Source organism: Bacillus sp. EU55, from assembly GCF_038005925.1.
GTDB lineage: Bacteria > Bacillota > Bacilli > Bacillales > Bacillaceae > Bacillus > Bacillus velezensis.
Map to the genome: position 1 here is coordinate 3,400,872 of NZ_JBBOUE010000001.1, position 21,072 is coordinate 3,421,943.

A 21,072-nucleotide genomic window follows, 5' to 3' on the forward strand; every position below is an offset into this window, starting at 1 on the left:
ACAGGTAAAATATTGATAAATTAGTTTTTTTCGAACTAATATACTATTATATGTAAAAAAAGGGAGTGTTCATATGTTTTTGATGAATGATAAAGTGCTGTGGGGAGCTGTGGTTCTCGCCTTTATTCTGTCGATTGTGTTTTATCCGTTTCTTCCTGCTGATATGGCCATTCACTATGACGTGTCAAACCGTCCGAATACATCAATCAATAAAACGGCCGGCGTCCTGATTTTTCCTGTGCTCATGATGATCTGCATGTTATTCAGAAAAAAGGTCGTCCAGCTATTCCTCGTCGTTTACTGTCTGCTGATCGTGCATATTGCCGTGATGTGGCTGGCACTGTAAACATAAAGAAAACCGGAGCCCTTAAGCTCCGGTTTTTCTTATTTATAAAATACTTTCTCAATGTTGTATTTCGACTGAAGGGTATTGATCGCGTACGTTTCGTAAATCTCTCTTTCCATCGGATCATTTACGACACATACTTCAATTTTATACACTTCGTCCCTGTGATGTTTAACAGGCGACACATTGTCTTCAAAATGCTTTTTGATCCTTTGTCTTAATTTACGGGCTTTCCCGACAAACAGCAGCTCATCATGAATGTTATAAAACATAAATATGCCGCCTTTGTCTCTCGGAATTTGGTGAAAATCAATGAAACCGTAAATCGCTTTAATCGCCGGTTCATTCTCCGACGGTGACTGCTGCCGTTCCGTAATGGTTACATCAGGAGCAGGAAGGTTTATTTTTATCAAATGGGTCACGTCCTCTTATTCATTAAAGCTCCATCCTATCATAAGAATGCGCCAAAAGCTATTTTTTATTCAAGCGCCCCGGCCGGATCATAAAGACTTAAATCAATTTCCGTCTGCTGACCGAGCGCGAGTTTCGCCAGTTCAGCGCCCAGATACGGCCCGCTCGTCAGCCCTGAGGCGCCCAGCCCGTTGGCAACGAGGAGCCCGCTGATATTCGGCACTTTGCCGATGACGGGAAGAAAACCGGGAGTAAACGGCCTGAAACCGACTCTTGTCTCTATTACAGTACTGTCTGAAAGGCCCGGCGCCACAGTTAATGCTTTGTCAAAAATCTCACGGAGGCCGCCGGCCGTCACCCGCAAATCCATGCCGGTATCGTTTTCATGAGTCGCGCCCGCTATGATTCTGCCGCTGTCAAAGGCGAGAATGTATTGATCGTTTGGGGGCATGACGACGGGCCAGCCGCCCGTCTCCTCTCCCTGAAGCTCTAAATGAACGATCTGCGCCTTTTGGTATGATACTGAAAAACGGATGCCGAGCGGCTCAAGCAGCTCTCTCGCCCAAGCGCCGGCCGTTACGAGAACCTGGCCGGCAGTAAGCGTGCGTTCTGCGGTTTTCACACCGATGACGGCACCGTCCTCTGTCAATATTGACGCTTCTTCATTGTAAACAGCCGCTCCGTGCTTAACGGCCGCATTTAACAGCGCCTTACGAAGCGCCCTCCCGTTCACCCGGGCCGCGCCGCTGACATGAACTGCCCCGTATTCTTCCGACAGCGCGGGGAACAGCGCCTTCGTTTCTTCCGGAGTCAGTCTTGTAATGTCACCGATTTCAGGGGCATCCTCTCTTCTTTTATAAGCTCTTTCCTCCATTTGGCTGAGCTTTTTTTCATCCGTATGGAGGCTGACGGCTCCGACCTTTTGATAACCGGTTTCTGTTTCTCCGTCAGCTTCAAGCTGCTGTATCAATCGTTCATAATAACGGGCGCCGCCTTTTGCGATCGCATACCATGCCTGATTGCGCCGCTGCGACAGCCACGGGCAAACGATCCCCGCCGCGGCGTCAGTCGCCTGCCCCGGGTGTTTCCGGTCAATGACCGTTACATCCCCCCCGGCCTTTGCGAGATGATAAGCCGCGGACGCACCGAGAATGCCGGCCCCGATAATCATATAAGACTTCATGTGTAACACCTTTTCTATCTGTTTTGTCTTATTTATTTTAACAAATAGAGCGCCCGGTTCCTACCGGAGTCCTGACAGCAATGATGAGTTTCGAAAACGGAAACGTATAATAAAAGGAATACGTTCTTGTCTGAAAGCCGTTTTCCTCAAGAATCTCTCTGTATTGTGATGTATTTTTTATATCTGACACGGCCAATGTGCCGCCAGGCTTCAGCACCCTCACCATTTCTGCAATCGCCCGTTCCCTCTCTTTTCTGCCTGAAATGTTGTGTACGACAAAATGCGAAATGACAAGGTCAAACGTTTTATCAGGAAACGGCATGTCTTGCGCGAGTCCGTCATACAAATCAATTTCCGGCGCTCCTTCTGCCCGTCTGTTCTTTTCGAATGCGTCTCTCCCGTTTCCGCCCAGATCCCAGCCTGACCATTTGTCAATCGCTGAGACGTCAGCGCCTTTTTGAGCCGCGGCGATGGCTAGCAGCCCCCGTCCCGTCCCAATATCAAGCACCTTCATGTCCGGCTTTAAACCGGAAAGCGCAAGAATGCGGTGGCGGTGTGAAAGTTTAATGGCCGTTGAATACAAGAGCATCCAAAGTCCGAGCACTAAAAACAAGGCGCCCGTCAGCCAGCCCCAGAAAAGAGGAATCATGCCGCATAACGTGCCTGCGGCATAAAGGATCGCAAGCAGGATAAACCCAAAAGCCCCATAAGGCGCATCAATTCCGTAACGTGTTGTCATACCGTCAAGTCCTTTCAATATTTATCCAACTATTATACCATAATATTCAAAAGCCGAAAGGAGATACAACCATATGAAACGCGGCATTACATTTAACATCCCAAATCAATTCGGACGGTTTGCGGCAGATATATTACAACCGTTCCCGATCTCTCCCTATACGTGGTTTATCGGTGATGGAGAGGCGTATATTGAGTTCAAAGAAGACACCGATACAGACCTGTTTCCACAAAATCAGCGCATCATTCAGGGTCAAGAACTCCGTCAGCGTCTGGAAGGAAACCCTTATTATATGATTTTTGCTGAATTGAAAGCTTTCCCGGGCGGGATGGTAACGGAAATCAATACGTATGAGGAATATTTGGAGAGTTCCTGTGAGCTTGTGCTTCTCATTGCAGATTGCTCGTATGTAACGTTATATTGCAAAGATCCGGTTATGCTCGAAGCCCTTTATCAGCAGGCTGTACAATGCGGGTTTCACCGCGTTGACTATGTTACAGATGAGAGACGCGAGAACGGGATTGTCTGTCTGATGAAGGTGCGTTCTTTTTATGAAGCGCCGGATAGGGCTTAGGATTCAAAATATTTACAAATTCGTGTGTTTTCAACAAAAAAACAACCCCCTCATGTATACTGAGTGCGTAACTTACATATGAAAGGGGTATGGCAATGAAAATCAGTTTGAAGAAAAAAGCAGGTTTTTGGAAGAAGACGGCGGTTTCATCTCTTATTTTCACCATGTTTTTTACCCTGATGATGAGCGGTACGGTTTTTGCGGCCGGGCTGAATAAGGATCAGAAGCGCCGGGCGGAACAGCTGACCAGCATCTTTGAAAACGGAAAGACGGAAATCCAATACGGATATGTTGAAGCGTTGGATGACGGAAGAGGTTACACTTGCGGGCGGGCCGGCTTTACGACGGCTACCGGAGATGCGCTGGAAGTAGTTGAAGTATACACGAAAGCGGTGCCGAATAACAAATTGAAAAAGTATTTGCCTGAATTGCGGCGTCTTGCGAAGGACGAAAGCGATGACATCAGCAATCTGAAAGGATTCGCTTCTGCCTGGCGCTCACTTGGCAATGATAAAGCCTTCCGCGCTGCCCAAGATAAGGTAAATGACAGCTTGTATTATCAGCCGGCGATGAAACGTTCAGAAAATGCCGGACTGAAAACGGCCTTGGCAAAAGCAGTGATGTACGATACGGTGATTCAGCATGGCGACGGCGATGATCCGGACTCCTTTTATGCCCTGATTAAACGCACGAACAAAAAAATGGGCGGGTCACCGAAAGACGGAACTGATGAAAAGAAATGGCTCAATAAATTCTTGGATGTGCGCTATGACGATCTGATGAATCCGTCAGATGAGGACACTCAGGATGAATGGAGAGAATCGGTTGCCCGTGTCGACGTTTTCCGCGATATTGTCAAAGAGAAGAACTACAATTTAAACGGGCCGATTCATGTCCGGTCAAGCGAATACGGTAATTTCACTATTCAATAAACAAAAAAACCCCGCCAAATGGCGGGGTTTTACTATTAACCGATGGAACCTTCCATTTCGAATTTAATCAAACGGTTCATTTCAACTGCGTATTCCATCGGAAGTTCTTTTGTGAACGGCTCGATGAAGCCCATAACGATCATTTCTGTTGCTTCTTCTTCAGAAATACCGCGGCTCATCAAGTAGAAAAGCTGTTCTTCAGAAACTTTTGATACTTTCGCTTCGTGCTCCAATGAAATGTTGTCGTTCAGGATTTCATTGTAAGGGATTGTATCAGAAGTTGATTTGTTATCCATAATGAGCGTATCACACTCGATGTTTGAACGGGCGCCGTCCGCTTTTCGTCCGAAGTGGACGATACCGCGGTATGTTACTTTTCCGCCCTGTTTGGAAATCGATTTTGATACGATTGTGGATGACGTATTCGGTGCAAGGTGAATCATTTTCGCACCCGCGTCCTGATGCTGTCCTTTGCCCGCAAGAGCGATAGAAAGCGTCATGCCGCGCGCGCCTTCACCTTTCAGAATGACAGCCGGATATTTCATCGTCAATTTAGAACCGATGTTTCCGTCAACCCATTCCATCGTCGCGTTTTCTTCACAAACCGTACGTTTCGTTACTAGGTTGTAAACGTTGTTCGCCCAGTTTTGAATTGTTGTATAACGGCAGTAGCCGCCTTTTTTGACGATGATTTCAACAACCGCGCTGTGAAGCGAGTTTGTTGTGTACACAGGAGCCGTACAGCCCTCTACGTAATGAACGCTTGCTTCTTCGTCAACGATGATCAGCGTACGTTCGAACTGACCCATGTTTTCGGAGTTGATGCGGAAGTAAGCTTGAAGCGGTGTTTCAACCTTCACGCCTTTAGGCACGTAGATGAAAGATCCGCCGGACCAAACAGCTGAGTTCAGCGCCGCAAACTTGTTATCAGTCGGCGGGATAACTTTCGCCCAGTGCTCGCGGAAAATGTCTTCATTTTCTTTCAGCGCGCTGTCTGTGTCTTTGAAGACGATGCCTTGCTCTTCAAGATCTTCTTTCATATTGTGGTACACAACTTCGGATTCGTACTGTGCAGAAACACCGGCAAGGTATTTTTGCTCAGCTTCAGGAATACCGAGTTTGTCGAATGTCTGTTTAATTTCCTCAGGCACTTCATCCCAAGAACGCTCTGAACGCTCAGACGGCTTTACGTAATACGTAATTTCGTCAAAGTTTAAAGAGTTTAAATCCCCGCCCCACTGCGGCATCGGCATGTTGTAGAAATGCTCAAGAGATTTCAGGCGGAAATCAAGCATCCATTGAGGCTCTTCTTTCATGCGTGAAATTTCTTCTACGATTTCTTTTGTCAATCCGCGCTCTGAACGGAAAATGGAAACGTCCTTATCGTGAAAACCGTACTTGTATTCACCAATTTCAGGCATTTTTTTAGCCATCCATTTTCACTCCAATCTTTTAATTGCCGCCTTTTTCGCCAGCGACTCCTTTTTCAAGTGCTTTCCATGAAAGGGTGGCACATTTAATCCGGGCCGGGAATTTCGAAACGCCTTGAAGGGCTTCAATATCCCCGAGATCTATTGAGTCGTCATACTCTTTCCCTTGCATCATGTCTGAGAAAATCTTAGACATGGAAAGGGCGGTATCAATATCTTTTCCTTTAATCGCCTGCGTCATCATGGAAGCTGAAGCCATGGAGATGGAGCAGCCTTCTCCTTCAAACTTCGCTTCCTGAACGGTATCGCCGTCAAGCTTCATTGTCAGTCTGATCCGGTCGCCGCAAGTCGGGTTGTTCATATCGACGACGATGCTGTCATCCAAAACCCCTTTGTTGCGCGGATTTTTGTAATGATCCATGATCACTTGTCTGTATAATGTATCTAAATTTGCATTAAAAGACATTTGTAAAGTACTCCTTTGTCTTTTGGAGGGCTTCCGCGAGCTTATCGATCTCTTCCTCTGTATTATACAGATAAAAACTCGCTCTCGCAGTAGCAGATACATCCAGCCATTTCATGAGCGGCTGGGCGCAATGATGGCCGGCTCTGACCGCAATGCCCTCAGCATCGAGGACAGTCGCGACATCATGAGGGTGAACCTCATCAAGATTAAATGTCACAAGTCCCGCCCGCTCTTTCGGACCGTATACCGTCACGCCGTCTAGCTGCTCGAAACGGTCAAGCGCATAGGCTGCAAGCTTATGCTCATGCCGGGAAATCTCGTCGAGTCCGATCTCTTCAAGAAAATCAATCGCGGCTCCCAATCCGATCGCGCCTGCAATGATCGGCGTGCCTGCTTCAAATTTCCACGGAAGCTCTTTCCAAGTTGATTCATAAAGCCCTACAAAGTCGATCATCTCGCCGCCAAATTCGGCCGGCTCCATATTCTCAAGCAGTTCTTTCTTGCCGTACAGCACGCCGATTCCCGTCGGGCCGCACATTTTATGGGAAGAAAGCGCGAAGAAGTCGCAATCCAAGTCCTGAACGTCGATTTTCATGTGCGGTGTGCTTTGCGCCCCGTCCACCACGATGACCGCGCCATTGTCATGAGCGATTTTGGCGATCTCTTTAATCGGGTTGATCGTGCCGAGCACGTTTGACACATGAGCGACTGCCACGATCTTCGTATGGCTTGTGACAGTCTGCCGGACGTCGTCCAACGAAAGCGTGCCGTCTTCCTGCATCGGGATATATTTTAAAGTCGCGCCGGTTGCTTTGACAGCCTGCTGCCATGGAATGATATTCGCATGATGCTCCATTTGGGTGATGACCACTTCATCACCGGGTTTTAAGCTGGCGCGGGCATAGCTCAGCGCCACCATATTCAGTGAAGTTGTCGTGCCTTTTGTGAAAATGACCTCAGCCATTGACTTCGCATTGATAAACTTACGGACTTTTTCACGCGCACCTTCATAGCCGTCTGTCGCTCTCGTGCCAAGAGTATGAACGCCTCTGTGGACATTGGAGTTGTATTTGTTGTAATACTGATCCACTGCTTCAATGACAGCACGCGGCTTCTGGGAAGTCGCCGCGCTGTCAAGGTACACGAGGTCATGTCCGTTCACTTGCTGATGAAGGATCGGGAACTGTTCACGAATATCGGTGATATTCATTATTTTACTTTCCTTTCGATGACGGAGACGAGCTGTTTCTTAACTCCTTCAATCGGAAGCTCTTTTACCACCGGAGCAAGGAATCCGTAAATGACTAAGCGCTCCGCTTCTTCTTTCGGAATTCCGCGGCTCATTAAGTAGTAAAGCTGGATCGGGTCCACACGGCCGACAGATGCCGCATGTCCTGCAGTTACATCGTCTTCATCAATTAAAAGAATCGGGTTTGCATCTCCGCGTGCTTTTTCACTCAGCATCAGAACGCGGGATTCCTGTTCAGCGTTTGCTTTAGACGCGCCGTGCTCGATTTTGCCGATTCCGTTAAAGATGGAAGATGCGGCATCTTTCATGACTCCGTGCTTCAGGATATAGCCTTCAGAAGCCTTACCGAAGTGGATGATCTGCGTCGTAAAGTTTTCCGTCTGTTCTCCTCTTCCGACAACTACGGTTTTCGTATCGCCGTATGTGCCGTCACCGTAGAGGTTTGTCGTGTTTTCAGAAATCGTGTCGCCGTCGTTCATCAGTCCGAGCGCCCACTCGATTTTGCTGTCGCGTCCGCGCGCGGCTCCGCGGCGGTTGACGTATGTTGTGACGCCTGCTGACAGGTTGTCAACGGCGCCGTACGTCACGCTGGCATTATCGCCTGTGACCACTTCACTGATAATGTTGAATACAGCTTCTTTCGGATTCACCGTGCTGATGTAGTTCTCAACGTAAGTGACGGAGCTGTGATCTTCAGCGACAATCAGCACGTGGTTGAACAATGCCGTGTCATTGCTTTCATGAACGTAAACGGCCTGAACAGGCGTCTCCACCTGAACGTTTTTAGGAACATAAAGGAATGCCCCGCCGTTCATTAATGCTGCATGAAGCGCAGTCAGTTTATGTTCGTCGACCTTAACGCCGTCTTTCATGAAATACTTCTCAACAAGGTCGCTGTGCTCACGGGCAGCCGTTAAGATGTCCGTAAAGATGACGCCTTTGTCTTTCAGTTCTTTAGAAAGAGAAAGGAAAGCGGGCGTTTGGTCACGCTGCACGTATAACGTTTTGTCTTCGTTTTCGATATCGATCAGCGCTTTTGCTTCATCAGCTAAATCTTCTAAAGAAGCAAGCGGCGCATTTTCTACTGTATGCTTGTTGAACTTTGTAAAGTTCCAATTTGTGATTTTTGTTTTATCAGGCTTAGGCAGCGGCAGATCTTCAGCTTTTTCAAGAGCCTGTAAGCGCAGGTTTTTCAGCCAGGCAGGTTCTTGATGCTTTTCGGAAAAGCCTTTGACATATTCCTGATCTACGGATAGTTTCGTTTCCAATGTCATGATTATCCCCCTAACGCTTACGCTTCTTGGTCTTCAATGCCTAGTTCTTGTTTAATCCAGTCATAACCTTCCGCTTCAAGGCGCTGTGCAAGCTCCGCGCCGCCGGATTTCACTACGCGTCCCTGCATCATAACGTGAACGACATCAGGCGTGATGTAGTTCAGAAGGCGCTGGTAGTGAGTGATCATTAAGCAGCCGAAGTTTTCGCTGCGCATTCTGTTAATTCCTTTAGAAACGACTTTAAGCGCATCGATATCAAGACCTGAATCGATCTCGTCAAGAATGGCGATTTTCGGCTCGATCATCATAAGCTGAAGGATTTCGTTGCGTTTTTTCTCCCCGCCTGAGAAACCTTCGTTCAGGTAACGCTGCGCCATTTCAGGGTCCATTTCAAGGAACTCCATGTTTTCGTCCATTTTGCGGATGAATTTCATAAGAGAAATTTCATCGCCTTCTTCACGGCGGGCGTTAATCGCAGAGCGAAGGAAATCGGCATTTGTCACACCGCTGATTTCGCTTGGGTACTGCATCGCAAGGAAAAGACCCGCCTGAGCGCGCTCGTCCACTTCCATTTCCAGTACATCCTTGCCGTCAAGCGTGATGCTGCCTTTTGTAACTTCGTATTTCGGGTGTCCCATAATCGCTGCTGAGAGCGTGGATTTACCGGTACCGTTCGGCCCCATGACAGCGTGGAATTCGCCGCCTTTTATTTCAAGGTTTACACCTTTTAAGATCTCTTTTCCTTCGATTTCAACGTGAAGATCCTTGATCGTTAATGTTGAAGCAGCCATATCTATACCTCCAAAATATATAATCATTATTCTCAATTTATTCTCATTCTAATTTTATAACAAATGAAAAGTAAATACAACTTTTTATATTACCCGGAACATTCCTAAAGTTTATCAAAGATCAAGGCGTAATTAAAGCTGTTTGAAACAGAAAAAGGGCGGAAATCCACCCTTTTTTACTGACCGATTTTCTCATTAAGCTGCGCTGCGAGGAACTTGCTTTTTTGATATTCAAGCTCCCTCTGCCGTTCGACTTCCATCCTTTTTGAAAGACGCCGTCCGTATTCCTCGTAGCCGATGCCGTGTGACTTCTGCATCGCTTTTTCCATTTCAGGCGTATAGTCAAGGTCCAGTCTCTCGTGGCTGGTGCAGATAATGAATCAATCCCTTCATATATTTGTTTCTATTGTAACAATGATCCTCTGCTCCGGCCAAAGAGAGTGTGCCCCTTAATCCTTTCGAATGTGCCGAAAACCGGCGCTCGCTTTATCTGAAAAACGGTATTCACACGATTGCTCTTTCTAATGCGTCGTATGTCCGAATTCCTGAATGCACTGCTGCACGAGGGTCACTCCCTGACTGAGAGCCGCGCCGCCCCCGAATGCCGCCGCGACGCCGATGACCTCAAGGATGTTTTCTTCTGTCGCCCCTTGGTCAAGGCAGCCCTTCGTATGATAAATCATGCAAAATTCATCTTGAGCGCTGATGCTGATGCCCAGAGCGATTAATTGTTTCTCTTTTTCAGTTAATGAATCCGCAGAGAAACACTGTTCAGTAAATTCATTAAACTTCCGCCCCATCATCGGCATTTTTTGCTCGAATATGCCTAAACCTTCTTTATATTGTTTCAATGCGTCATGCACGCTTTTCCCGTTATCCTGGTATTGAGCCACTGCCATTCCCTCCAATCGTTAACCTTCCTTTTTATTATGGACAGTTCTCCGATTAATACCCGAAAAAAGCCCCGGATGATTCATCCGGGGTTTTCGCTTTATTCAGATACGGGAAGCACGGCTCCGTCGTATTTTTTCTCAATAAAGTCTTTGATTTTCTTAGAGTGAAGCACTTCCATAAGCGCTTTGATTTTCTCTGATTTTTCGTCACCTTTGCGTACGGCGATGATGTTTGCGTACGGGTTGTTTTTCGTTGATTCCACTTCAATCGCATCTTTTAACGGATTCAGTTTGTTTTGAATCGCATAGTTGACGTTAATGAAGACTGCATCGCCTTCTTCTTCATTATATGCTTTCGCCGTTAATTCAGGGGCGATTTTTTTGAATGTCAGGTTTTTCGGGTTTTTCGTAATGTTTTTCGTAGTGGCTTCAATCGTTTTTACCTTCGGATCAAGTGTGATCAGCCCGGCTTTTTCAAGCATCGCCAGCATACGGCCTTGTTCAGCGACATTGTTCGTCATGATGATAGTCGCGCCTTTAGGCAGGTCTTTCAGTGATTTGTATTTTTTCGTGTAAATTCCGAATGGCTCAAGGTGAACGGCTCCGGCATTCACGAGTTTGTAATCTTTATTTTCTTTCATTTCCTGTTCAAGGTAAGGAACGTGCTGGAAGAAGTTCGCATCCACTTCATTATCAGCTAACGCTTTGTTGTACATTTTGTAATCGTTCAGCACTTTTACTTTTAATGTGTAGCCTTTTTCCTTCAAGAGCGGTTCCGCTTCTTTTAAGATTTCAGCATGCGGTGTTTTTGTCGCGGCGACGACGATTTCCTTTTTATTTGAGCCGTTTGACCCGCAGGCGGCCAAAACTCCCGCGAACACAAGCAGCAGCGCACTTAATACAATCTTTTTCAATGTAAATCCTCCCTTATCTTTTGTCTATTATATTTGTAATTACATCACCGATAATCTGAATGATAAAGACGATGATGAGTATAAATACTGTCGCTACAAACGTTACATCCGTATTATTGGACTGGTAGCCTTCTACATATGCAAGGTTTCCGAGTCCGCCTGAACCGATGGCGCCGGCAATGGCGGTAGATCCGATCAGGGCGATGGCCGTAACGGTGATGCCTGAAATTAACGCAGGCATTGATTCAGGAATCAGCACTTTGAAGATAATCGTCGATGTCTTTGCTCCCATTGATCTGGCAGCTTCAATGACTCCTTTATCGACTTCCCGCAGCGCAATTTCCGCAAGACGGGCGTAAAACGGCGCGGAGCCGATAATCAGCGCCGGCAATGCGGCGTTCGGTCCTAAAATCGATCCGACCAAAATCTTAGTAAAGCCTAGAAGCAGAATAATTAAAATAAGAAACGGAATAGACCTGAAAATATTAACGACCGCCGCAATCACGGTGTTAATGATTTTATTTTCCCATAAGCTTCCCTTGCCCGTTAAAAAGAGCAGAAGACCGAGAATCGCTCCGATGACAAATGAAAAAACTAATGCGATGACCGTCATATAAAGGGTCTCGTATGTGGCCGTCCACAGCTCGGTTATATCAACGTTCGGGAACCATTTTTCAAACATTTGTGATCACCTCTGCTTCTACCTGTTTGTCTTTGATGAACCGGATCACGTTTTCTACTTCTTTTTCCTGACCGTCAATATGAATGAATAAAGAACCGTAGGCTCCGTCCTTCGTCTGTGAAATTTTCCCCTGCAGAATATTGACGTCCACATCAAAGTTTCGGATCATTTCCGTAATGAGGGGCTGCTCGGCGGCCTGCCCGACAAATGAAAGCTGAATCGTTTTTCCTGTCGCTGTTTCCTGCAGAAAATGCTGGATGGTTTCTTTCGTCTCCTCCGGTTCTGTCACCTGCTGAACGAAACGCTTAGTCATCGGTTCGCGCGGGTTTCTGAAAACTTGGAGTACTTCGCCTTCTTCAACGACTTTCCCGTTTTCCATGACGGCGACTCTGTTGCAGATTTTTCGGATGACGTGCATTTCATGGGTAATGAGCACGATCGTCAGACCGAGTCTGTCATTTATATCGGATAAAAGATCCAAAATTGAATCGGTCGTCTGCGGATCGAGCGCTGATGTCGCTTCATCGCACAGAAGGACTTTCGGATTATTGGCGAGCGCCCGGGCGATGCCGACACGCTGCTTTTGACCGCCGCTCAGCTGCGACGGATAAGATTTTTCTTTCCCCTCTAATCCGACCAGTTTAATCAATTCATCAGCGCGGCGGACCCGTTCGCTTTTTTTCACGCCGGCGATTTCCAGCGGGAACATAATGTTCTCCCGGACGGTGCGTGACCACAGAAGGTTAAAATGCTGGAAGATCATGCTGATTTCCTGGCGCGCTTTTCTCAGCCCGCGGCTGCTTACTTTATTTAATTCCGTCCCCGCGACTTCCACGGTTCCCGACGTCGGCTTTTCAAGGCCGTTCAGGAGACGGATTAAGGAACTTTTACCAGCTCCGCTATATCCTATAATTCCAAATATTTCGCCCTTTTTGATATCAAGAGTGACATCTTGGACAGCATTGACATCCCCATGCTTCGCTTTGTAAATTTTTGAAACATTTTGAAGATGGATCAAAGCAATCACCCGCCTTACACTATTCTAAGAAATCTTCCGGGTTTCTCCGCAAAAGAAAAGCCTTTCTGCAAAAATGAGCAGAAAGGCTTATTGAAAAAGGCCTTTCTCTCATCTTTCAAAGCAGACCGCTTCGAGTGAATTGGCACCATTTCAACATTGTTGATGGTTGCCGGGCTTCATAGGGCACTTCCCTCCACCTCTCTTGATAAGAGAAAACATATCGTATTTTCGTCCGGAAATTCTTACTGTAGAATAGCACGGCGAATGATAAAAAGTCAATAAAATAAATATTGGAAGCTATTGTCACATAGTAGATTGGCAGTTACGGCCGTTTACTGATCGCCTGAAAAAATCCGTTTGTCAGCCAGAGGATGGCCTCCAGCTTCAGCAGAGCTCTGAATGATCCTTTCACTTTGAGTTTTCCGCTTTGGATAAGCTTTTGCAAAGAGACATCACCATGCAGGAGATGGATGATTTCCGTCTGGTTTCCGTAGAAGGTCAAATTAGATTTTTCCTTTGAAACCGACGTTTTTCTCATTTCTCCCTGTCCGTTAATTGAGACCGTTAAGGCTTCTGTTTCTCCTTGGAATGTAATCAGCAGCGTTGAGGCGTTTAATAGCGGTTTCAAAAACAGATGCTGTCCGTCATTCTCTGAAACTTCTATTTTCTCCACTCGTATAACCTCCCGTTTTAATGGCCATACATACACTTTCTCTTTTTAACGGACAGAACCCTTTATAAACCGCACGACATTTTCCTGTAAATATTGTCACATCGGGAACGTTTGCGATGTTTTTTGTTTAATCAGCTCATATAAATAGGAAACGGAGCGGAAGGCGTATCCTTTCTCAACAAGCTCTCCGCCTTTAAACAGCAAAAAGCACGGAACACTTTCAATCTGATAGGCTTTGGCGAATGCGGGGGAATAATTCACGTTGTTTTTATAGAAGGCGGCGCCGGGCAGCATTTCTTCGACGACAGTAAGCATTTTGGACGCCAGCTGGCATGTGCCGCAAAACGGGGTGTACAAATACAGGAGATAAACGTCATCCTGAATCGATTCGAGTTCATTTTCTTGGAGTTCTTTCATGATTACCACCTCAGGTCGTTCTTTTTCAAAAATACAGTGTCAGCATCAAAGCCGGCTCTGATCAGCACAGATGCGAGATGATGGCCCGGGCACGACTCGACTTGCCTGTATGTTCTGTCTATATAAATATGGCGCGCTTCGGGAAGCTCCCGTTTCAGCTGTTTTCTTAATTTTTCTCCGGAGTCATCTGCGTCCGTTAAAATATAGACGTCTCTGTCAAACAGGCGGTCCGCCAGATCTTCCAGTTCGGTTTGGCCGATCGTCCCGTTTGTACAGACGATTTCCGCGGGTTCGATGAGCACTTCCCCGACTTTGATTTTATCAGATTTTCCTTCTACGATAATGACCTTTTCATCTCCGTTGTACATAAGCGCGTCACCTGCCGATTGTTTTAGCGTCAGATTGAAAAAGAAGGCAGTGAAATTCACCGCCAACTGTTAACACCAGCCATTCTCATAATCGCAATCAACATATTTCGGATCGCTGCCGTTTATGACATCGGCTGTTTTATAAAATTTTTGATTTTCAAATGAAAAGCCCTGTTTGAGCTCGTACTGGTCCATGCCTGTCATCTCGCCGATGGCTTCATTTTCATGAAACAAGGAAAACCGGCCGTTTTGAAAGCGGCCCGTAACGTTCTCCGTCACATCGACCTTTTGTTTATCAAAAGCCATTTTAGACACCTCCCGTTACAGATAGAATGTCCAAATGGCCCCTTTGCTATCCGATCAGTCTTCCTGTGTCATTTCGTCATATTGCTCGGAAGTCATGAGGTTTTCGATTTCTTCAGCATCAGCCGGTTCCACGACGATCATCCACGCTTTTTCATACGGAGACTCGTTTACGAATTCAGGACTGTCATCAAGGTCTTCGTTCACTTCCGTCACCGTTCCGTTAATCGGTGCGTACAGTTCGGAAACGGTTTTGACGGATTCCACGCTGCCGAATGGCTCGTCCGCTTTAATTTCGGCGCCGACTTCCGGAAGCTCGACAAAGACGATGTCGCCAAGTTCGGCTTGCGCGAAATGTGTAATCCCGATGCGGGCTTTTCCGTCCTCAACTTTGACCCATTCGTGCTCTTTGGAATAACGCATATCTTTCGGTGTGCTCATCTAAATCCCTCCATTTTTTTCTTATAATAAGAAGATACCATAATTCTTTGAACCTGGCATTACATCCAATATTTTTCGAATTGGTCTTCTTTAAAGCCGACAGTGACTTTTTCGCCGTCTGTCGTAATCGGGCGTTTCAGGAGCATACCGTCTGATGCCAGGAGTTCAAGCTGTTCGTCCTCTGACATATGGTACAGTTTTTCCTTTAAGTTCAGCTCGCGGTATTTCATTCCGCTCGTGTTGAAAAACTTTTTGAGCTCAAGACCGCTCTTCTCATAGAGGTCTTTAATTTCTTCTTTCGACGGAGTTTCCTCCGCGATATGTATTTCGTTTATTTCCTTACCGCGGTCTTCCAGCCATTTTTTCGCATTACGGCACGTTCCGCATTTAGGGTACCAGTAAAAATTTAACGACATCTTCTTCACCCCTTGTAAATGATCGTCGTTATTTTAACACAATCACTTGTAAAAACCTATAACGTTGCTTCATGAAAAAGCGCCCCTGATGAAGGAGCGCTTTCAGCATGTGATCAGACCGTATATTTTTCTTCACGGAAGACGGCGGCTGCCGCTTCACGTTTTTTCTGAATGAGGTTTTTCGGCGTCAGGCGCGTCAGTTTGCGCAGCACGGAAAGCATCATGCGGAGGGAATCTCCTTCCTCCATGGCGATCAGTGATTCTTTGGCGTGCGCTTCAATGTTCTGAAGGGCTTCCTGGGCAAAGATTTCCGTATATAACAGCTTCTGCACGGCTTTTTCGGCACCGTCCGCCGCAATTGCTTTTTCCGTTCTGAGGACGGCTGATTCCAAAGCGTACAGCGCGATGACAATATCGGCAATGTTCACCATGATTTCCTGCTCGCCTTCGATCTCTTTGCCGTATTTCTGCGCCGCGAGACCCGCTGTCAAGAGGGCGATCTTTTTCGCCTGTCTGACAATGTATTTTTCCTGTTCAAGAGGTTCTGAGCCCGGCTCTTCAGGCATCAGCATCATGAGTTCTTCTTGGAGCGCTTTTGCTTTTTCAAAGAGCGGCAGCTGACCTTTTACGGCTTTTTTCAGGAACGTGCTCGTTACGATCAGGCGGTTGATTTCATTTGTGCCTTCAAAAATTCTGTTGATTCTTGAGTCGCGATAAGCGCGCTCCACTTCATATTCCTGCATAAATCCGTAACCGCCGTGAATTTGAACACCTTCATCGGCAATGTAATCAAGCGTTTCAGAACCGCACATTTTGTTGAGCGAGCATTCAATCGCGTACTCGGCGATTGACTTCGCGACTTCGCGTCCGTCTTTTTGCTCCTCTTCCGTCAGTCTGCTCATATTATCTTCGAATAAGCCCACTGTTCTGTATACAGAGCTCTCCATGGCGTAAAGCCGCGCTGACATCGTCGCAAGCTTTTCCTGAGTGAGCGTGAAGCTTGAGATCGGCGTTTTAAATTGCCGGCGCTGGTTTGCATAAGCGGCGGACAGCTCAATCACCCGTTTTGAAGCGCCGATTGTGCCGACGGCAAGCTTGTAGCGCCCGATATTCAGAATATTAAAGGCGATGACATGGCCTTTTCCGATTTCGCCGAGAAGGTTTTCTTTCGGGACTTCCGCCTGATCTAAAATCAGTGTTCTTGTCGATGAACCCTTAATCCCCATTTTTTTCTCTTCCGGTCCCGTTGACACGCCCGGATAGTTCTTTTCTACGATAAATGCGGAAAACTTATCTCCGTCCACTTTAGCGTAGACGACAAAGACATCTGCAAAGGCGGAGTTTGTAATCCATTGCTTTTCTCCGTTAAGAATATAGTGTGTGCCCGCTTCATTCAAAACAGCCGTGGTTTTCGCGCCGAGGGCATCTGAACCTGAACCGGGCTCAGTTAAGGCGTATGCCGCGATTCTTTGCCCTGAAGCCAAGTCCGGCAAATAGGTTTTTTTCTGTTCTTCCGTTCCGAAGAACACGATCGGCAAGGAGCCGATACCGACATGAGCGCCGTAAGACAGCGAAAAGCTGCCGGCACGTGAAAACTTTTCCGTAATGAAGGCTGAACTGATTTTATCCAATCCGATGCCGCCGTACTCTTCAGGTACGTCTGCTCCGAGGAGGCCGAGATCTCCGGCTTTTTTCAGCAGTCTGACCGAATGCTCGAACTGATGGTTTTCAATTTCATCGATATATGGAAGCACATCGTTTACGACGTAGTCTTCTGTCGTTTTGCCGATCATTTTATGTTCGTCTGTAAAGTCCTCCGGAGTGAATATTTGATCATATCCCGTCTCTTCAATCAGAAAGCTGCCGCCTTTTTTGACGTTGACCGTTTCCTGTTTCATGCTTCGTTTCCCCCTTGTTTTAAATGAGCTCAAATACGCCGGCAGCGCCCATGCCGCCTCCGATGCACATCGTCACCACGCCGAATTGCTCGTTTCTCCGTTTCATTTCATGAATGAGTGACAGGGTCAGCTTCGTTCCCGTGCATCCGAGCGGATGTCCGAGCGCGATGGCGCCTCCGTTGACGTTCACCTTTTCTTCATCTATCCCAAGCGATCTGATGACTTGAATGGCCTGTGAAGCAAAGGCCTCATTCAATTCAAAAAGCCCGATATCCTGCAATTCGAGTCCGGCAAGCTTGAGCGCCCGCGGGATGGCTTCAATCGGACCGATCCCCATTACCTCAGGCGGAACGCCCCCTACGGCAAAGGAACGGAATTTGACAAGCGGCGCCAATCCGAGCGACGATGCTTTTTCGCGATCCATCAGCATGACAGCCGCCGCGCCGTCACTTGTTTGTGAAGAGTTCCCGGCCGTCACGGTTCCCGTTTTAGAAAAAGCCGGACGGAGCTTCGCCAAGACGTCAGCCGATGTGCCGGGACGAACGCCTTCATCTTGTGAAAAGGTAAATTGTTTTTTCCGCGGCTTATGGTCATCACCGACTTCTGTCAGCGATACTTCAACCGGCACGATTTCGTCATTGAATTTGCCTTCTTTAAGGGCTTTTGCGGCATTCTGATGGCTGCGGACGGCAAATGCATCCTGGTCTTCTCTGGATACGCCGTACGTTTCGGCGACCTGCTCCGCTGTGTGCCCCATGCTCATGTAATACTCAGGCGCATGCTCCGCCAAAGCGATATTCGGCCGTGTCACATGCCCCATCATCGGAACTTGCGACATGGATTCCGCACCGCCCGCAATGACGGTGTCACCCGCGCCGATCATGATTTTTTCAGCACCGTAAGCGATGGATTGGAGCCCGGAAGAGCAGTAGCGGTTCACCGTAATGGCCGGCACCGTATGAGGAAGCCCCGCCAGCGCACCGATATTCCGCGCCATATTTAATCCTTGTTCGGCTTCAGGTGTTGCACAACCGATAATTAAGTCATCGATGTTTCCTTCATAGCCGCCTGCCCGTTTCAGCGTTTCTTTTACACAAAGCGCGCCTAAATCATCAGGACGAACGGCTGCAAGCGATCCTTTTTTCGCTTTACCGACCGGGGTTCTCGCACCGGCCACAATGACTGCTTCTCTCATAAACACCCTCCTAGTTCCGTAAAGGTTTGCCTTTGACGAGCATATGCTGCATTCTCGCTTGAGATTTCGCCTCGCCAGCGAGGCTTAAAAAGGCTTCTCTTTCAATCTCGAGTAAATATTCTTCTGAAACCTCCGTGCCGAACGGGACTCTTCCGCCGGCAATGACATGGGCCAGCTTCTTCGCAATCTTCATATCGTGATCGGATAAATAACCCGACCGTCTCATTTGGTCTGCTCCGAGCAGTAATGCCGCACAGCCGGTTTCTCCGGTGACTTTCACTTTTTTGCGGGCAGGCGGGCGGTATCCGCTGTCATATAAGGAAGCAGCCAGCTGTTTCGCATCGTGCAGCAGGTGATCCTGATTCATGCTGACACGGTCTGCCGCGGACAAAATCTGCATATCACGGGCTTCGTGTGCCGAACCGGACACTTTGGCAAGCGCGATTGTTTCGAAGGTTTTAATGGCCGCGTCCATCAGTTCACTTCCGCCGTTCAAATAATTCATGTACAGCTCTTTGTTTCCTCCGCCGCCCGGAATAAGGCCGACGCCGGTTTCAACAAGACCCATATACGATTCGCTCGCCGCCTGAACGCGTGCCGCCGGGAGACAGACTTCCGTGCCGCCGCCGAGTGTCATCCCGAATGGCGCCGCGACAACGGGTTTAGCGCTGTATTTGATGTTCAGCATCGTCTGCTGAAAACGGCGGATGACAAAATCGACTTCCATGAAGTTATCATCCTGAGCTTCCATTAAAATCATCGCAAGGTTTGCCCCCGCGCAGAAATGTCTGCCTTGGTTTCCGATGACAAGTCCTTTATAATTCCGCTCGGTTTCCTCAAGCGCATTGTCAATCATCTGAATAATGTCTAAGCCGATCGCGTTGCTTTTCGTATGAAATTCCAGCAGCGCGACATCATCGCCGAGATCAATCAGACTTGCGCCGCTGTTTTTAGTGATAACGCCTTTTGTTTCTTTTAACGTTTGCAGGCTGATCCGTTTCGGATTTTCTTTCACAGCCCTGTATTGGCCGTCTGAATAGTAAAATGGTGTTCCGTTTTCCTTCATATAAAATGTTTCATGGCCCTGGTCAAGCATTTCTTTCACCCAGCCGGGGATTTCTGCGCCTTCTTCTTCGAGCCGCTCCGATGATTTTCTGACGCCGATGGCATCCCACATCTCAAACGGTCCGAGCTCCCATCCGAAGCCCCATTTCATGGCGTCGTCAATCGCTTTGATATCATCAGCGATCTCACCTAAAAGCCGGGCTGAGTATAAGAGTGTTTGCGATGTAATATTCCAAAGCAGGCGTCCGGCGCGGTCATCAGAGTATATAAGCGCTTTCATTTTGCCTTTGGCACCCTTTGCCTGTTTGGCGGCTTCTAACGCGGGCGTCTTCATTTTCGAGCGCTCACCGTATGTCATGGTCAGCGGATCAAGTTCATATATTGTTTTACCTTCTTTTTTGTAAAAACCTTGGCCTGATTTGCTGCCCAGCCAATTGTTTTTCAGCATGTCATTCATAAATTCAGGAAGCTTAAACATGTCTTTTTCAGCGCCGTCGGCTTTATCATACACATTTTTTGCCACATGAGCGAAAGTTTCTAGCCCCACAACGTCAAGGGTTCTGAAGGTCGCGCTTTTCGGTCTGCCGATCAAAGGCCCGGTCACCGTGTCCACCTCGCCGATGCGGCAGCCGGAAGAAAGCATTTCTCTTACCGTGACCAGGAGGCCGTACGTACCGATGCGGTTGGCGATAAAGTTAGGCGTGTCTTTTGCGATGACGACACCTTTCCCAAGCGTGTTTTCTGCAAATGAAGTCATAAACTCCAGAACGTCAGGATCTGTTTCCTGAATCGGAATGATTTCCAAAAGCTTTAAGTAGCGGGCCGGATTAAAGAAATGGGTTCCTAAGAAATGGGCTTTAAAATCGGCAGATCGGCCTTCCGCCATTTTTGTGACGGAGATACCGGACGTATTGCTCGACACGATGCTTCCCGGTTTCCGGTATTCATCAACGAGTGAGAAAATCTGTTTTTTTACGTCAAGATTTTCGACGACGACTTCAATAATCCAATCAGCATCCTTTAATTGAGCTGCGTCATCTTCCAAATTCCCCGCAGTTATATAGTCGAGATTGGCAGCCGAAGTCAGCGGCGCCGGTTTTTGCTTCAGCAGCTTTTGCATGGCCGATCGGCTCAGCCTGCTGCGGACCTCCGGGCTTTCTAATGTCAGCCCTTTTTTCATCTCATCCTTTGTCAGCTCGTTTGGCACAATATCAAGCAGCAGGACGGGAATTCCGATGTTAGCCAAGTGCGCGGCAATTCCGGACCCCATGACGCCTGATCCGAGAACGGCTGCTTTCTTTATAAACTTGTGCATGAGTCATCCCCCTTGAACTTTGAATGAATAGTCATTCATTTTTTCGGCAAAAAAAATGAAACCCTTTTCTTCTTTCATC

24 protein-coding genes, 1 pseudogene and 1 riboswitch are annotated in these 21,072 nt (G+C 47.5%); of the genes and pseudogenes, 3 read left to right on the top strand and 22 right to left on the bottom strand.

Features of this window, described 5'->3' with window-relative positions; translation table 11 throughout:
- Positions 1-73 precede the first annotated feature (73 nt).
- Positions 74-346, top strand: a complete 273-nt coding sequence (locus tag NYE50_RS17340; RefSeq protein WP_007410095.1) for a DUF1648 domain-containing protein — start codon at positions 74-76, stop codon at positions 344-346.
- 38 nt (positions 347-384) lie between these two features.
- Here NYE50_RS17340 and NYE50_RS17345 read toward each other — a convergent pair whose 3' ends face one another.
- From NYE50_RS17345 to NYE50_RS17355, 3 genes are all read right to left on the bottom strand, one after another.
- The gene (locus tag NYE50_RS17345) at positions 385-759 is read right to left on the bottom strand and encodes a nucleotide excision repair endonuclease (protein ID WP_007410094.1); all 375 of its coding nucleotides are present in this window, start codon (positions 757-759) and stop codon (positions 385-387) included.
- 65 nt (positions 760-824) lie between these two features.
- Positions 825-1,940, bottom strand: coding sequence for an NAD(P)/FAD-dependent oxidoreductase (locus tag NYE50_RS17350; protein ID WP_022553741.1), 1,116 nt, complete (start codon positions 1,938-1,940; stop codon positions 825-827).
- Positions 1,941-1,977: 37 nt separating this feature from the next.
- Complete coding sequence (locus tag NYE50_RS17355) at positions 1,978-2,679, bottom strand: class I SAM-dependent methyltransferase (protein ID WP_025650321.1); 702 nt, start codon at positions 2,677-2,679, stop codon at positions 1,978-1,980.
- Positions 2,680-2,752: 73 nt separating this feature from the next.
- On the opposite strand from NYE50_RS17355, the pseudogene NYE50_RS17360 reads away from it, so the two are divergent.
- Together NYE50_RS17360 and csn are read left to right on the top strand one after the other, a co-directional pair.
- Positions 2,753-3,212, top strand: a pseudogene (locus NYE50_RS17360) (DUF2691 family protein).
- A 136-nt stretch (positions 3,213-3,348) separates the two neighbouring features.
- Positions 3,349-4,185 (top strand): chitosanase, encoded by an 837-nt coding sequence (gene csn, locus NYE50_RS17365; protein ID WP_003151879.1) that lies wholly within the window; start codon positions 3,349-3,351, stop codon positions 4,183-4,185.
- A 35-nt stretch (positions 4,186-4,220) separates the two neighbouring features.
- On the opposite strand, the gene sufB is transcribed toward csn, so the two are convergent.
- The 19 genes from sufB to NYE50_RS17460 all read right to left on the bottom strand — a co-directional run bounded on the left by sufB (position 4,221) and on the right by NYE50_RS17460 (position 20,993).
- Positions 4,221-5,618, bottom strand: coding sequence for a Fe-S cluster assembly protein SufB (gene sufB, locus NYE50_RS17370; RefSeq protein WP_007410090.1), 1,398 nt, complete (start codon positions 5,616-5,618; stop codon positions 4,221-4,223).
- Between the two features lie 19 nt (positions 5,619-5,637).
- Positions 5,638-6,081, bottom strand: coding sequence for a Fe-S cluster assembly sulfur transfer protein SufU (gene sufU / locus NYE50_RS17375; RefSeq protein ID WP_003151877.1), 444 nt, complete (start codon positions 6,079-6,081; stop codon positions 5,638-5,640).
- Complete coding sequence (sufS, locus tag NYE50_RS17380) at positions 6,071-7,291, bottom strand: cysteine desulfurase SufS (RefSeq protein WP_014418823.1); 1,221 nt, start codon at positions 7,289-7,291, stop codon at positions 6,071-6,073. The genes sufU and sufS overlap by 11 nt, the downstream gene beginning before the upstream one ends.
- A complete protein-coding gene (gene sufD, locus NYE50_RS17385; protein WP_003151874.1) occupies positions 7,291-8,604 on the bottom strand; it encodes a Fe-S cluster assembly protein SufD in 1,314 nt (437 codons plus the stop codon). Before sufD ends, sufS begins: the two co-directional genes overlap by 1 nt.
- A 17-nt stretch (positions 8,605-8,621) precedes the next feature.
- Positions 8,622-9,395, bottom strand: coding sequence for a Fe-S cluster assembly ATPase SufC (gene sufC, locus NYE50_RS17390; protein ID WP_159354557.1), 774 nt, complete (start codon positions 9,393-9,395; stop codon positions 8,622-8,624).
- Positions 9,396-9,571: 176 nt separating this feature from the next.
- Complete coding sequence (locus tag NYE50_RS17395; protein ID WP_003151857.1) at positions 9,572-9,724, bottom strand: hypothetical protein; 153 nt, start codon at positions 9,722-9,724, stop codon at positions 9,572-9,574.
- Between the two features lie 192 nt (positions 9,725-9,916).
- Positions 9,917-10,294, bottom strand: a complete 378-nt coding sequence (locus tag NYE50_RS17400) for a carboxymuconolactone decarboxylase family protein (protein ID WP_029973602.1) — start codon at positions 10,292-10,294, stop codon at positions 9,917-9,919.
- A 92-nt stretch (positions 10,295-10,386) separates the two neighbouring features.
- Positions 10,387-11,202 (bottom strand): methionine ABC transporter substrate-binding lipoprotein MetQ, encoded by an 816-nt coding sequence (gene metQ / locus NYE50_RS17405; protein ID WP_014418825.1) that lies wholly within the window; start codon positions 11,200-11,202, stop codon positions 10,387-10,389.
- Between the two features lie 13 nt (positions 11,203-11,215).
- Positions 11,216-11,884 (bottom strand): methionine ABC transporter permease, encoded by a 669-nt coding sequence (locus tag NYE50_RS17410; protein ID WP_012118383.1) that lies wholly within the window; start codon positions 11,882-11,884, stop codon positions 11,216-11,218.
- Positions 11,877-12,902, bottom strand: coding sequence for a methionine ABC transporter ATP-binding protein MetN (metN, locus tag NYE50_RS17415; RefSeq protein WP_003151850.1), 1,026 nt, complete (start codon positions 12,900-12,902; stop codon positions 11,877-11,879). The genes NYE50_RS17410 and metN overlap by 8 nt, the downstream gene beginning before the upstream one ends.
- Positions 12,903-13,007: 105 nt before the next feature.
- A riboswitch (SAM riboswitch) is annotated at positions 13,008-13,114 on the bottom strand.
- 110 nt (positions 13,115-13,224) lie between these two features.
- Entirely contained in the window at positions 13,225-13,575 is a 351-nt protein-coding gene (locus tag NYE50_RS17420; protein ID WP_007410085.1) for an SCP2 sterol-binding domain-containing protein, read from the bottom strand.
- A gap of 96 nt (positions 13,576-13,671) precedes the next feature.
- Positions 13,672-13,992, bottom strand: coding sequence for a thioredoxin family protein (locus NYE50_RS17425; RefSeq protein ID WP_003151847.1), 321 nt, complete (start codon positions 13,990-13,992; stop codon positions 13,672-13,674).
- A gap of 2 nt (positions 13,993-13,994) precedes the next feature.
- Positions 13,995-14,360 (bottom strand): toprim domain-containing protein, encoded by a 366-nt coding sequence (locus tag NYE50_RS17430; protein ID WP_115941025.1) that lies wholly within the window; start codon positions 14,358-14,360, stop codon positions 13,995-13,997.
- 69 nt (positions 14,361-14,429) lie between these two features.
- A complete protein-coding gene (locus NYE50_RS17435; RefSeq protein WP_003151845.1) occupies positions 14,430-14,666 on the bottom strand; it encodes a YusG family protein in 237 nt (78 codons plus the stop codon).
- A 54-nt stretch (positions 14,667-14,720) separates the two neighbouring features.
- Positions 14,721-15,104 carry a glycine cleavage system protein GcvH gene (gene gcvH / locus NYE50_RS17440; protein ID WP_003151844.1) on the bottom strand — a complete coding sequence of 128 codons (384 nt, stop codon included), beginning with the start codon at positions 15,102-15,104 and terminating at the stop codon, positions 14,721-14,723.
- Between the two features lie 59 nt (positions 15,105-15,163).
- Complete coding sequence (locus NYE50_RS17445; protein WP_003151843.1) at positions 15,164-15,520, bottom strand: arsenate reductase family protein; 357 nt, start codon at positions 15,518-15,520, stop codon at positions 15,164-15,166.
- 113 nt (positions 15,521-15,633) lie between these two features.
- Positions 15,634-17,418: an acyl-CoA dehydrogenase family protein gene (locus NYE50_RS17450; protein WP_159354558.1), complete on the bottom strand. Its 1,785-nt coding sequence runs from the start codon at positions 17,416-17,418 to the stop codon at positions 15,634-15,636.
- A 19-nt stretch (positions 17,419-17,437) separates the two neighbouring features.
- Positions 17,438-18,613: an acetyl-CoA C-acetyltransferase gene (locus NYE50_RS17455; RefSeq protein ID WP_003151841.1), complete on the bottom strand. Its 1,176-nt coding sequence runs from the start codon at positions 18,611-18,613 to the stop codon at positions 17,438-17,440.
- Between the two features lie 10 nt (positions 18,614-18,623).
- Entirely contained in the window at positions 18,624-20,993 is a 2,370-nt protein-coding gene (locus NYE50_RS17460; RefSeq protein ID WP_159354559.1) for a 3-hydroxyacyl-CoA dehydrogenase/enoyl-CoA hydratase family protein, read from the bottom strand.
- Positions 20,994-21,072 lie beyond the last annotated feature (79 nt).